This window comes from Paenibacillus nitricinens, from assembly GCF_052056485.1.
Lineage (GTDB): Bacteria > Bacillota > Bacilli > Paenibacillales > Paenibacillaceae > Paenibacillus_AQ > Paenibacillus_AQ nitricinens.
Genome location: NZ_CP183948.1, coordinates 1,591,733 through 1,606,698, shown reverse-complemented (window position 1 = coordinate 1,606,698; position 14,966 = coordinate 1,591,733). Strand labels below are relative to the sequence as shown.

Sequence of the window (14,966 nt, the reverse complement as noted above, 5' to 3'; positions counted from 1 at the left end):
AGAAAGGAGATCGCATAGAATTTGAACCCCAAACAGACGCTGCGCGACAAAAAAAAAGAAGCTACTGCCTATGCCTTAGCCAAATCTGCCTTCGAGCTTGCGCTTGAACTAGGGATGGACGGCTTCATCGTCGACGACGTTGTCCAGAAAGCCGGCTACTCCCGGCGGACCTTTGCCAACTACTTCTCATGCAAAGAGGAGGCGGTAGCCGCATATTTTATCAGCAACTCTTCAAGAGAGGGTCAGAGCAAGCTATTCGAGGACCTGCCACCAGATGCAACACCGCTGGATGCTCTGTATAAATTGTTCAAGCTGCAGTTCACTTCCGAGTTTCTGTATCAATTGCGGCAATTCGTATCGCTGGCTAATCAATATCAGTCACTGGAGCCTTATATCCTCAGCGTATTCCGCCGCCTGCAGATTGCCGCGCAGGAAGTGCTCGAACAGTTCACTCATGGGCGCTATGCCGACGGATATACACATCTTCTCGCTGGTGCCGTTTACGGAGCGTTCGTGCCGATTCTGGATGGACGTCTGAATGTCATGCTACCAGGTGAAGCGCAGGATGAACACTCCGATGCCATATCGTTCGACCAATATCTAAATTCAATGTTCACTTATTTACGAAAAGGTTTCTAATTTAGAGATACAAAGGAGAAAACCATAATATGTCTACATTTCTGTACCGATTGGGTAAATCTGCATATACCAAGCCCTGGTATTTTCTTACGGTCTGGATTCTGATTCTTGGTGTTATAGGCGCATTGCTTGGTGTCAATGGTATCCAGTCCAGCTCGGAAATGAAAATTGAAGGCACTGAATCGCAAAAAGTACTGGATATGCTGGTCAAGGAGCTTCCAGCGGCTGCTGGCGGTCAGGCGAGCGTTGCCTTCACCGCGCCTGATGGAGAACGGCTAGATACGCCGGAGAGATCAGCAGTGATTCTGAAGGCTATAAATGATGTCTACAGCATGGATTATATCATCAATCCTGCTGAACTGGCCGCGCAAGCCGCGGCGGCTGCGGGTCAAGCTGCAGGAGCAGACCCATCTGCAGCTGCTGGTGGCCAGACTGCCACTTCTGACCCTTCGGCGGCGGGTCAGACAGACGCTGCGGGTCAAGCTACTGCTGCAGCTCAGGCCGCTCCTTACGGGCCACTAATCCTTGATGGTGCTCCGGTTCCCGGCGTCATGCTGTCCGCCGACGGCAGCATCGCCCTGTTCCAATTCCAGTTCACGGTTCAGCAGACATCTCTCCCCTCTTCTGTACCAGATAACGTTATTAAGGCTGTAACCGAGGTGGAGCAGGCAGGCTCCGGGATCACAGCCATTCCGAGTGATTCGCTCAAAAGCACACCGTCCATCGGATCTACGGAAGCGATCGGCGTAGCCGTCGCAGCAGTTGTGCTGTTTATTACACTCGGTTCGATTGTTGCAGCCGGACTGCCGCTGATTACTGCGCTCCTTGGCGTCGCGATTAGCGTCGGCGGTGCTTTTGCTCTTTCGAATATTGTGCACATGAATGACATTACACCCATTCTCGCAGTCATGATCGGTCTGGCTGTCGGTATCGACTACTCTTTATTTATCGTGAACCGGCAGCGGCGGTTAATTCTCGATGAGAATTTAAGTGCCAAGGAAGCAGCAAGCCGAGCGGTCGGCACCGCAGGCAGTGCAGTATTCTTCGCCGGACTGACCGTCATCATCGCCCTTTGCGGCATGTTGGTCATCGGCATCGGCTTCTTGTCAACCATGGCTCTCGTTGCTGCTGTCAGCGTTCTGATCACTGTTCTGTTGGCGCTTACCCTGCTGCCTGCACTGCTGGGTCTGGTAGGCGAACGGATCTGCACCGTCAAGGCACGTTCAAAGAACGTAGCTTCCGCGGGCAAAGCCCGCCACGGGTTCTCACACCGCTGGGCGAACGCTACGGTAAAATACCGCTGGGCTATCATTGTTCTAGTGGTCTTGGTTCTTGGCACAGCGGCGATTCCAGTCACCAAAATGGAGTTAGGTATTCCGTCTGGCGCTTCAGCAAATCTGGACACTCCAGCACGCCAGAGCTATGACATCATCTCCAAGGGCTTCGGCGAAGGGTTCAACGGTCCGCTACTCCTTGTGGCCCAGCCAAACAACCCTTCCGACAAGATTTCAATGCAGACACTTGGCAAGCTGGTTCAAGAGCTGCAAATGCATGATAACGTCACGCTAGTGTCCCCAATGGGCGTCAATGCGACCGGAGATATTGCTATTATCAGTCTGATTCCTAAAACAGGCCCTACAGATACAAAAACGAGAGATTTGGTGCAGGATCTGCGCAATCCCACTTCCAGCCTCGCATCAGCAAATGATGTAACGCTTGGCGTGACCGGTTTCACTGCGATTAATATCGATATGTCTTCCAAGCTATCCGACGCGTTTCCCTTGTATATTGGCATCATCGTAATCCTATCACTAATTATTCTATTACTCGTTTTCCGGTCAGTCATCGTTCCGATCAAGGCGACGATAGGCTTTATTCTCAGCGTCCTCGCTACTTTTGGCCTAACCACGGCCGTCTACCAGTGGGGATGGCTGCACTCTCTGTTTGGTTTTGACACAGGAGGCCCACTGCTCAGCTTTATGCCAATTCTGGTCACCGGCATTCTGTACGGACTGGCGATGGATTATCAGGTATTCCTCGTCAGCTCCATGCGTGAGGCTTACGTCCATGGACGTCATGGCAACGACAGTGTCGTTCACGGTTACGATCTCGCCAGCCGCGTCGTACTTGCCGCAGGCGTAATCATGGTTTCCGTCTTCGCTGGCTTCATCTTCGCACCTGATGCGATGATCAAGCAGATCGGATTTGCGCTGGCTTTCGGCATCCTGATCGATGCTTTCATCATCCGAATGACGCTCGTTCCGGCGGTAATGGCCGTCTTCGGCGACAAAGCCTGGTGGCTTCCGAAATGGCTAGACCGTTTGCTTCCGAACCTCGATGTCGAGGGTGATAAGCTAATTGCCATGCTCAATGCCAAGGGAGAAGGTAAGAAATAAGAAGTGGACAGCCTTTAGACAGTCTCCCCAAAATTTTGAAGAGCATGACCCTGCGAACTACCTGCAGGGTCTGCTTTACTTTTTACGGCATTACGGTTCTGCCTGTGTCAGAGAAATCTTCTCTATATTGATCGACGAACAAATTAACCTATCGGGTGAGTTGGTTTCTGTTAGTATAAATTTAGCACATATTGTTGTACTTTCCACAGATTCTCGTTGCCTCCTTTCTGGCATAGCCATATGCCTTGTCCTATACATATACAAGAACAGCGATTCTCCAAAGATGGGAGAATCGCTGTTTTGTGTCGTTTACGTTTTTTTGATATTTCTTCCTACCAAATTATAAAGGCGTCTTCTTTCTAAGCTGAGCTTACAGCTTCCAGATGCGGTACAAGATCACTGCTGCTTCAGCACGGGTAAGCGTGTCGTTAGGCGAAATTCTACCATTCTTACCGTTCACAATCCCGAATTTGATCAACAAGGATGCACTGTCTTTCGCGTAGCTGGAGATACTTGCTTCATCGAGATAAGCAATTAAAGCGCCGCTCGCCTTGACTTGCTTGCCGGATACCGCCAGTGCCCGTGCGGTCAGCACCATCATATCTTGACGAGAGATTTCACTGTATGGTCGGAACGTATCATCTTCAAAGCCTGTGGCAATTCCCAGTTCCTTCGCGATAACTAGTTCATCATAATAATAGTCCGTCTTTTGGACATCGCTGAACATCGCTGAACTATTGCCCGTTCCCTTCAGTTCAAGCACTCTGACAAGAAGAGCAATGAAATCTGCCCGCTTTATAGAATCTGCAGGTGAGAAATTATTCATGCTCGTTCCTTGGATGACATTGCGAGCTGCCATAACATCTATGGCTTGTTTTGCCCAAGTTACGCTCTGCAGGTCTCCGAAGTTTTTATTTACAAAGGTTACTGCATAAATGCTGAAGTGGGTCGTTTGAAATACAACCGTTTGGGTGGCAGCATCATATCGACCATTCGGAACCGGAGCTACGTTGCCTTTATCATCGATGTACCAAACAACGATTAAATCCCGATTACTTAGTTCCTCCGCTGTCGGTATATACGGAATGGATACCGTGACAGGAGCGTTAGGGTTATTCCATGGAATGACTTTATCGCCTGATACAACACTTAGATCAATAACCGGACGGTTGCCGATCAAATTGCGATTGTATGCATTCAAGCTGTCCGTTGAAACCGTACTTATACGTATAGTTACTTGCTCAGCACTATCAGTTACGTTGGACAGCATATTGCTTGGAATTCGGATTGTAGCATTTTCCGTCTTAAGCAATAGCTCATAGTTTTCTTTCCCCATCAAGCTTTGGGTAGGCAATTGTATATCATACACTTGCGCATCCGTTTGCTTTGGTACTTCGATTACGATTTGTTTCTTGCCATTTTCCGCGGCTGTAGCTTGTTCAAGCGCTTTTTTCAAATTGTCGCTGGAGATTGTTCCTATGGCACGCCCGTTTTCAGATTTGACCTCCGGTGTAATCGTAACAACACCATCTTTGTATGCAATGGCTGCAGGCTGTGGAGTACCTACTACACTACTGGTATTGCTGCTGTCAGTTGATGAATTAGTTGGCGCTGGTGTGGCTGTTGGTACAGATGTCGGGGTTGCTGATGGTTCCGTCGGGTCTGTTGGATCTGTTGGATCTGTTGGATCTGTTGGGCTCGTCGGTGTTGGTGTTGGTGTCGGTGTTGGTGTTGGTGTTGGTGTTGGTTCCGAACCCGCAGATTTACCCTTGAGGGTAAGCACACCATACACAGATGTGTCCATATATCCAGTACCTGTCGTATCATTCCAAGCCGCAACACTTTGACGTGAGCCGTCTTTTGCATCATTGATTTGTACATCGAAACCAAGCTTTGTATCATCATCCGGAGTTATGCCTTGAAGTGGAATCTTCACTTCAACCGTATAGTTTGTTCCGGAAATGTGAGTTGCCGATTCGAAGCCAGCTGCGATACTTAAAGGATTAAATGAAGTCTCATTATCAAAGTTAATTCTGTACTGTCCATCATCTTCTTGGTAGAAGGTTGTTTTCCCGTTGTTTTTGTCCAAGAAGATTTCAACCGAATCCTGTTCATATGCATTCACACTGCTCTTATCAAGCTGCGTATCGCTAACTTGAATCAGGACATATAGATTTTCATCATCCCAGAGCGCTTTGGCCACTCCACTCGCTCCCTGCCAAGCTGTTTGATAACGGTTGATCGGGATTTCAGCGGTTTGGCTCCAGATCTCGTCAACTGTTCCGTCTATGACAGGTGTTGCGAATTTGACAGTAGAATGATTAGCTTCCACCGATTCAGGCTCATGCTCTTCAATGAAGGTATCAGGATCGATAACGCCATAGTAAGCTGGTTTAGCTTGCAGATTCTTATCAAACAGGAGCGGATTGGAGGAAGCTCTCCAACTTGTGTTATCATCCATTCCCCAGAAGGTAACACGTGTGATATGGTCCCTGTGAGCTCTGAAGACTTCTAGCAACTGCGCATACAGATAACCCTGTGCATTAGCAAGCTTCTCCGAAAGCTGATAGTTGCTTCCCGCCTGAATGTCCAGCTCGGTGATGCTTACTTCGACTCCCAAGGAAATGAACTTTTCCAAGGAAAGCTTCACATTCTCAGGGTTCGTATTGATACTATAGTGCGCCTGCATGCCGACACCGTCGATTAGCAGTTTACCAGGGTGAGTCAGCGCATACCTATCATTGATTTCTTTGACCATACTGTAGATGGCTTGTGCTTTATTCTGATTATCTTCGTTATAATCATTGTAATAGAGTTTAATATCCCAATCAGGATTCGCGTCTAATATTTCTCTTGCTGCCAGGAATGCCTGCTCTACGTAATCTGCTCCAATAGCACTTTTCCATGGGGCGGATCGCAGTGCAGTTTTCCAATCCGTTGGGTTAGATGGATTATCGCTCATCGCCTCATTAACAACATCCCAGGAGATCACCTTATCGCCAAAATGCTCCATAACATTTTTGATATGGGTTCTCAAATTTCCGAGCGCTTCATCGCGCCCCAAAGGGATCGTGTTGTTTTCTGCATCTGTTGTTGTATTCATCCATGCAGGTGATTGCTGATGCCACACCAGGACATGTCCATGCATCTGCATTCCCTCCGCCAGCACTTTATCTACAAGCGCATCTGCACCGGTGAACGTGAAGTTCCCCTTCGTAGGCTGCAACGCATCCGGCTTCATGGCATTTCCTGCCGTAGCGACATTATGATGCATTTTTAGAAGTTCAAGTCTGACACCTGCCAAATCCTCCGCCGATATTGCGTTTCCAATCAAAAAATCATTTGCATAAGCATCTTTAATCGGAATTAGATCTTTTTGAATGCCAACCGGACCCGATCCTGTTTTTTCAAAGCTGATATCGTCAATGTAGAAGGATGCGGTGCTGTTGCTGGAGCTTTCCACATAAAGGGTCAAATACTCACTGCTTACATTGTTATAGCGGTATGTTCCCTCGAACTGAACCCAGCCATCACTTGCACTGATGGTTTTAGGTGCGAGCGAAACATAATTGGCACTGCTTCCATTGCCAATCTGAGTAGACAACTGGAGCTGCGAGCTTGCGGGATCGATCAACTTAACCCAGAACGAAACTTTATACTCGTAGCCTTTGTCCACATATTTCTCCACACGTAATGATGGTCCATGCCAAGTACCTGTTCTTCCTTCTACCTTCAAAGCGTATGAACCATCATTCGTATGATTCGCTTCTTTGGTAACTGTAAGTGTTTCAGTACCTGCTCTGCCTTCAAAGCCACCTGTCGTTTGATCCTCAAAAGTAATTGTAGTAAAAGGTAAAGCTGGATCTCTAGGTATTTCTGGCGTTGGTGATGGTGTCGGCTCTGCTGTCACCTTTTCTGTAACCAACACATCGCCGATATAGAACGGAACTGTTTTCCCGACATCGTTGGATTGAACACGAATTTTCGTATCTTTGTTCGTATCCACAGTGAATTTGCCAGTCAAGGTGATCGCTTTGCCTGTTACATAATCCACATTTGCCAAAAGGGCATAACTGCCTATTGCTTGTATATAAGCTTGTGCACCGCTAGGAACAGTCACATCAGGATCAACGTATACTGTTGCGGTCACCGTGTAGGTTTTACCATTTTCCAGGCCTATGTCGCTAAATGTAAAATCAGCCGCATCCCAGTCATTTGTTCTATTGCTAACATATAATGCGGCACCATCAGCATTACCAGCAAAAACCTTACCTGTTACAGGTGTTAGAGCAGCACTGCCTGATTGTGTGGCTAAACCCTTACCACTTGCAAAAGTTTCGTGATAAATTTCTTTATCCGTTTCTGTGACTGCTTTTTTTGCCGTGATGAGGATATCCCCAATGTAAAACGGCACGGCCTCACCAATCTCATTGGATTGAATTCGCAGCGTCGTATCTTTACTCGTGTCCACAGTGAGTTCTTTCGTCAGAGTGATCGCTTTTCCAGCTTCATAATTCACGCTTGCCAAAAGACCATAACTATTTATAGTTTGAAGATAAGCTTGTGCACCAGTAGGTACAACCACATCAGCGTCAACATAAACAGATGCGGACACCAAGTAGGTTTTACCGTTCTCTAAGCCCATGTCGCTAAACTTGAAATCAGCTGCGTCGTAGTTATTTTTTCTATTGCCAACATATAAAGCAGCACCGTCAGCATTTCCGTCAAAAACCTTACCGGTGACAGGGGTGAGACTAGCACCACCTGATTGACCTGCAACACCTTTGCCGTTCACAAAGGTTTCGTGATATACCGTTACCGTATCTGATGACGTTGTCGTATCCTGCGCCGTAGCTTTCGTAATCGGAGCTAACCAACCTGATGGAATAAGCAAAACAGCTGCGAGTAAAATCGAGATGACTTGTCTAAACATTCTATTCATTTGTCGCATTCCTCCTCAAGTTATTTTTCAAAGTGGTTATTACCTAAACCCTCTAGAAGCTGCCCTTAAAAATTGATATTAGAGATCCACCTCCATTTGTAACCGCTTACATGTGTGCTTACACCATTTTACATCTCCGACGCAATTGACAACTATACTAATACTAAAGGTGTTACCCCCCATAATCATAGGAAAACACACGCAAGATCTAGGAATTCCCTATGTCTTCCCATGTAATAAGACTTCTTCATAGGTAATCCAATATTATTCATTAAAAAGATTTCACAATATGGACGATTACGAATGATCTTTTTTTAGATATGCGCATACTAAGCTCCATATTTTGAAACTTGCGTCAAGTTGAATCGTAAGTTTGAAGATAGGTCCTGAAGTCTACTGATTCGACGAACTGATATACCATACTTGTATAAAACAAGCAGTTATGTGCACTTATGCAGTAAATCGAAGCTTATGAGACCTAAAAAAAGACACAGCACAGCGGAGAGGAGCTATCATTAGTGGAGTATTACCGCAAGAATGTAACAGACAGTTTACAGGAAGTGCAGAGTACAACTAACGGGCTTACGTCGGCAGAAGTCGACAAACGACTGGAACGTGATGGTTACAATGAATTAAAAGGAAAGAAAAAAGATCCCCTCTGGAAGCTTTTCCTTGAAAATTTCAAGGACCCTATGGTGGTCGTACTGCTTATTGCGGCTATTGTCCAGATTATTATGGGTCAAGTTATGGAGTCGCTTATCATTTTCCTCGTGTTGATTCTCAATGCAGTTATAAGTGTCATCCAAACTCGTAAAGCAGAGAGTTCACTCGATGCCTTGCAGCAGATGTCAGCACCCGAAGCTAAAGTGTTGCGGGATGGAGCCTTAAAAACCGTCCCTGCCAGAGAGCTTGTTCGTGGTGATATCGTATTACTGGAGGCTGGAGATTTTGTACCTGCCGACGGCCGCATCATAGAATCGGGAAGCTTGAAGATCAATGAAGGCATGCTGACCGGAGAATCCGAAGCTGTAGAGAAGCATACGGATCCCATCGCGAAGGAATCTCCACTCGGAGACCGTCGTAATATGGCGTTTAGCGGTTCTTTGGTTGTATATGGCCGTGGAACTCTTGTAGTAACAGGAACTGCACTGACAACCGAAATCGGCAAAATCGCTGAACTCATTGAGAGCGCCGAAGCCAAGCAGACGCCACTACAGCGTAAGCTCGAAACCTTTAGCAAGCAGCTGGGTGTAGCGATTATCGTGCTGTCCGTTTTGATCTTTGCCATCCAAGCCGGACGTGTTTGGCTGTCGAATGATACAGTAGATACCACGGAAGCCATCCTGAATGCCCTAATGTTTGCAGTCGCTGTGGCAGTCGCCGCTATTCCTGAAGCCCTATCCTCGATCGTAACGATTGTCTTATCCGTAGGTACGAATAAAATGGCTAAGCAGCATGCGATTATTCGTAAGCTACCAGCCGTCGAAGCACTTGGATCAACCAGTGTCATCTGTACGGACAAAACCGGTACGCTAACCCAAAATAAAATGACGGTTGTAGATTACTTTTTACCGGAAGGTGATCGTGATCAATTCAATCAAGAGCCCGAAGAATGGTCTGAGGAAGCCCGGCGCCTCCTACACATTGCCGTGCTTTGTAACGACTCTAACATTAATGAGGATGGTAAAGAACTAGGCGATCCAACTGAGGTGGCACTTATTGCCTTCAGTAACAGCATAAATAAAGATTACAAGGAAATACGCGACAATTTCCCTCGTGAAGCCGAACTTCCTTTTGACTCGGACCGTAAGCTGATGACGACCTTACACACGTTTAACGGACAAAAAGCAGTGATCACCAAAGGCGGACCAGATGTACTCTTTAGTCTTTGTACGCATGTACTACTAAGTGGACAAGAAGTGCCGATGACACCGGAGGTTCTTAATCGTTTCATTGAAGCCAATGAGGAATTCTCCAGCAGAGCACTACGTGTCCTTGCCTATGCTTACAAAACCGTACCCAATACGGTCACAGAAGTGGGCCTTGAGGATGAACAAAACCTGGTGCTCGTAGGCTTGACAGCTATGATTGATCCCCCCCGGGAAGCTGTCTATGGCGCGATCGCAGAATCCAAGAAGGCTGGAATTCGGACCATCATGATTACTGGTGATCATAAGACAACCGCCCAAGCGATCGGACGCGATATCGGCCTTATGACGGAGAAAGAAATTGCCGTAACCGGCCAAGAGCTTGATGCCATGTCCGACGAAGAACTGGATAATAAGCTTGAGCAGATTGGTGTGTACGCCCGAGTCTCCCCGGAGAATAAGATCAGAATTGTCCGGGCGTGGCAGCGAAAAGGCAAAATCACAGCCATGACCGGTGATGGCGTAAATGACGCACCTGCATTGAAGCAAGCAGACATCGGTGTTGCCATGGGTAGTGGAACTGACGTTGCTAAAGACGCGGCTGCCATGATTTTGACCGATGATAATTTTGTATCCATTGTGAATGCTGTATCTGTGGGCAGAACGGTATTCGACAATATCAAAAAAGCGATCGCCTATTTATTTTCAGGCAACCTGGGTGCGATTATCGCCATTCTGTTTGCCCTGATCTTCGACTGGATTAATCCCTTCACAGCGATTCAGCTTCTATTTATCAATCTGGCGAATGATTCACTGCCCGCCATTGCTCTTGGTATGGAGAAACCTGAACCTAACGTGATGAACAGAAATCCAAGAGAACTGAAGGAAGGTATATTTGCCGGAGGAATGATGCAGGCTATTATTACTCGTGGTCTACTTATAGGTATCGCCGTAATTATATCCCTGTATATCGGACTCCAGCATTCCCCTGATATGGGCGTGGCCATGGCATTTACAACCCTGATCCTGTCTCGTACGCTTCAGACCTTTGCCGCTCGCTCGAACAGTCAAACAGCTATTGAAGCTGGGTTCTTCAGCAACAAATACGTCATCGGAGCCGTTCTGGTCTGCTTTGCCTTTTACGGAATTGCAGTTCTTCCAGGGGTTAGAGAAATCTTCTCGATTCCGGCTTCATTCGGAATGTCCGATTGGCTGATTGCAAGCGGTCTGGCACTCGGTGCCGTCATTCTAATGGAATTGACGAAGATTGTTCGCAGAGCGTTTACTCCTAAATCAGCTTCTTGATCACAATTGAACAAAAAGACAAAACAGCGATTCTCCAAGGATGGAGAATCGCTGTTCTTCTGTCATTTACAGATCTAGATTAAAGCATCTGTATTATGATTAGATGAACAGGGTTTAAAATCATTATTTTATATTCTGACACTTGACTGTTAGCGCTTCATCTACGATAATTACAACCTCACCCAAAAAACTGGGACTGGAAGAAAATTGATAGTGAAATGGGGCGGTTGTTATTAGCTGGTTAAGTGATCTATATAAATTACAGAAGCGGGAGCTAAAAAAGGACATCGAACCCTCTTTAGTCAATGCCATCTTTCGGATGTATGATAGATTTCCCAGGATTGGACTTAAAGAGCGGATCGGCCAGCAAGATATGTCTCTGGATATCGCTGATGCTTATATTGATGGTAGAAACGCAATGATTGAAGCTGGAGTCGGCATCGGTAAGTCCTTTGCATACCTCATTCCCAGCCTGCTCATTAACCAAGTCTCAAGGCAACCGATCATTATTGCAACATCCTCCATACAGCTTTCAGAACAGATTCATAAAGATCTGAGATTCATTGGAAGCCGGCTCGGATTTACATCGGTTCGCTCCGTAGTCGGAAAAGGCATGGGGCAATATGCTTGCCGATACAGGGCAACAGACCTTTTACAACCTGATGATTCAAGATCTCCTCTGTCTGCGCTCGCCCAGCGTATTGTAAATTATGACATTGATGAGCGAGCAGATATTAAGGGTGGGGTTAGTGATGCAGTATGGTCTAATGTTTGTGTGAATGATTGTAAATTTGAACGATGCCATTATAAAAGCACCTGTTCATTTTACGAAATGAGAGCAAAGATTAACGCCGACGCCAGCGACATGGATTTTATTATTGTCAACCAGGACCTGCTCATCCGTGATTTGATCAAGAAAAAAGAAGGAACGAAGGGATTAATCACTGAACGGCCAGCTCTGATCGTAATTGATGAAGCTCATAATCTGGAAGCAAAGGTTAGAGATGCTAGAACGCTCGAGTTTACATACCGGGGAACCTGCCGTATTCTGGATGACACCTTACAGATTCTCTTCAAACAATCCGCAGATAACGGCCTTTTACCGCAATTTAAATTTTTAAAAAGATGCGTGGGTCATATTTTCAAACAGGTAGAGGCGGATTTGCTGCAAACAGCCAAGCAAGATAATGACCGGATAAAAGTGTCCGAGATCATAGGGATTCCGTTAAAGCGGGGGGCTCAGGTTTTGAAAGAGTTTAGTCTCAGCTTATCTGTCTTAACTTCCAAGCATGAGCGAGAGATCGATAATCTTTTTGAAGCTATGAACGGACTTATAGATCTCTTTGATGTACTCGCCGGAGTACAGGATAGCTACCTGATCTGGGGAAGCAATACCCAGCGTGAGGCCACTATTAGTATCTGCCCTAAAGGCATAAGCCAGTTTCTTAGGTATACCTTATTTAACGGGAAGACATCTGTTATTTTAACGTCAGCCACCATGTGCCAGACCGGAGAAACACTAGAGGAACAATATGCATATCTGACGCAGTCGCTCGGTTACAAGGGAGATTATATGGAGCGCCAGGCTTCTCCGTTTGATTATGACAACCACACCATGCTGTATATCGCTAAAGATATCCCTTACTACAACCATCAGAACAAGGTAGGTTATCTTGAAGCGGCATACAAGGAAATGCTGAGGCTCTGTAATTTAACGGACGGACGGACATTGGTTCTTTTTTCAGCGAAGGAAGATATGAAGTACATTCATAAGAAGTTAAAATCCGAGAAGCTTGCATGGGCGGTGCATGTTCAAAGAGAAGGATCGTCTCAGGACGGGGTGATCGCTGAATTCCGTGGCAGTAAAGGCGTCCTACTTAGTACCGGTGTATTCTGGGAAGGCGTGAATATCGAAGGTTCTGATTTGTCTCAGTTAATTATTTTTCGTCTGCCCTTCCCTGTTCCTTCCGATCCTGTCTATGAATATAAAGCATCTTTGGCAAAGAATCCCTTAAATGACGTTTTTGTACCGGACATGCTGCTTCGGTTAAGACAAGGAACCGGGCGACTGATCCGTAGTGAGACTGACCTTGGTGTACTCAGCATACTTGATTCCCGTCTGTCTGCTGCTGCGAAAAAGGATTACAGGGATAAGGCACTGGAATCTTTACCCTTTAAAAAGGTTACCGAGGATTTTAGAGTGCTGGAGAAGTTTGTAAAAGAAAAAGAGATACAACTTAGCGTTAAGTAGAACAGGCTGCACCTTCCTCTAAGGAACGCATATTTTTTGAACAGCGATACTGTGTATCGCTTGGGGGATCCTTTTCAGCATGAAAAATAATAGACAAGCCTGAAGCGCTTCTGTGGCAGGCTTGTCTATTTTTGCTCTATCAGCTCTCCGAAGCTGATGATCTATTTATCATCCTTCATTCAATCATTCAAATTGTTCGTAGCCTCAAATGTGATAATCATTTGCCCAAGGTAAAATGACCATCACGCTAGTACCTACCTGAACTTCTGAGTCTACCTTAATTTGTCCCCCATACATTTCTATTAATTGTTTACAAATTGATAATCCAATTCCTGTCCCTTTTTGCTTGGTTGTAAAGAAAGGGTCAAATATTCGATTTAGTTTATCCAGTGGAATTCCTTCTCCATTGTCTTTAAAAATAAGTATAATTTCGTTAGTGTCATTAGCGGTGCTAACTGTAATGTCTATTCGGCCTCTAAATGCTGTGAATGAATCGATACTATTTTTTAAAATGTTAAGGATTACCTGTTCTAGTTGAGAGGGGTTTCCATACGTCATTACTTTCTCTAGAGAATACTCCACGGAAAGAATAATATCATCACTAAGTATGAGTTGATTTACAATGTTATTAACTCTATGTATAACCTCAATAACGTTAAATATTACGCCGTTATTCTTCGTACTATCACCTTTTCGAGCTAATACTAAGAAGTCTGTTACTAATCCATTCAGAGCATCAATCTCATTGATGGTTATATCCAGATACGCACGCAATTCATCCGCCTTGATCTCCGGTTCATATAGCCTGTTGTTTACAAGCTGGGCAAATCCTTTAATCGAAGCAAGCGGATTCCGTATTTCATGTGCCATACCAGCAGCCATTTGTCCCATAACTGCAATTTTTTGTTCATGCAAATGGTCAATCTGTTGATTTTTATTAGACAAATACCCCTGTGCAAAGCCCGTAAATCGGGTCCAGTTGCATTCCATTAAACGATTAAAAAAAAGCAATCGATTCGTGGAACCATCTACAATTTCTTCAATAATCTTAAACATAATATTCTGAGCGGTTAAGTTTAAATCCTTGCTCATTTCAAGTAAGATATCAAAATGATCACCGAATATTTCCGTAGTAAAAACCCCTTGCTCAAACCCTTCTTTTTCTACTAGTGTTAGGTACTGATCGAAATCAAAAGAATCCAAGAACAATGCTTCGATCATACTCATTAATATCGTACTGAGTGATGAATCTAACAATTCCTTATGCGTCTCTACAAACCAGACGGATTCGATATTTTTCATAGTTATAGAATGATAATGCCTGTCTAAAATGATTGGAACAGCTAGGGTTAATGACGAACGCAATGCATTTTCTCTGTAAGACATTTTCATCCTCCCTCTTTGTTGTTTTGTATTCAATATTTATGTATATTTTCCTGCTTCAAAAAAAACAGTAAGTCACTATATTTTACAAAACCAATAGTTTTACTTAATTAATAATTATAAGCGCTATAAAAAGAGCAACACCCCGAGCTATTCCACCTGTAACGGAATGGTTTGGGGTG

Annotated in this window: 6 protein-coding genes; 4 read left to right on the top strand and 2 right to left on the bottom strand. The window is 45.2% G+C overall.

What is annotated here, in order from left to right:
• Positions 1-21: 21 nt before the first annotated feature.
• Together ACN6KS_RS07200 and ACN6KS_RS07195 are read left to right on the top strand one after the other, a co-directional pair.
• Positions 22-639: a TetR/AcrR family transcriptional regulator gene (locus ACN6KS_RS07200; protein WP_094872232.1), complete on the top strand. Its 618-nt coding sequence runs from the start codon at positions 22-24 to the stop codon at positions 637-639.
• A 29-nt stretch (positions 640-668) separates the two neighbouring features.
• Entirely contained in the window at positions 669-3,035 is a 2,367-nt protein-coding gene (locus tag ACN6KS_RS07195) for an MMPL family transporter (RefSeq protein ID WP_440961676.1), read from the top strand.
• A 370-nt stretch (positions 3,036-3,405) separates the two neighbouring features.
• Here ACN6KS_RS07195 and ACN6KS_RS07190 read toward each other — a convergent pair whose 3' ends face one another.
• Entirely contained in the window at positions 3,406-7,977 is a 4,572-nt protein-coding gene (locus tag ACN6KS_RS07190) for an endo-1,4-beta-xylanase (protein WP_440961675.1), read from the bottom strand.
• Positions 7,978-8,495: 518 nt separating this feature from the next.
• Here ACN6KS_RS07190 and ACN6KS_RS07185 point away from each other — a divergent pair.
• Both ACN6KS_RS07185 and ACN6KS_RS07180 read left to right on the top strand, forming a co-directional pair.
• Positions 8,496-11,150 (top strand): cation-translocating P-type ATPase, encoded by a 2,655-nt coding sequence (locus ACN6KS_RS07185; protein WP_094872227.1) that lies wholly within the window; start codon positions 8,496-8,498, stop codon positions 11,148-11,150.
• Between the two features lie 319 nt (positions 11,151-11,469).
• Positions 11,470-13,401: an ATP-dependent DNA helicase gene (locus ACN6KS_RS07180; protein WP_440961674.1), complete on the top strand. Its 1,932-nt coding sequence runs from the start codon at positions 11,470-11,472 to the stop codon at positions 13,399-13,401.
• Positions 13,402-13,605: 204 nt separating this feature from the next.
• Here the strand turns inward: ACN6KS_RS07180 and ACN6KS_RS07175 are convergent, their stop codons facing one another.
• Positions 13,606-14,787: a sensor histidine kinase gene (locus ACN6KS_RS07175; protein WP_440961673.1), complete on the bottom strand. Its 1,182-nt coding sequence runs from the start codon at positions 14,785-14,787 to the stop codon at positions 13,606-13,608.
• Positions 14,788-14,966 lie beyond the last annotated feature (179 nt).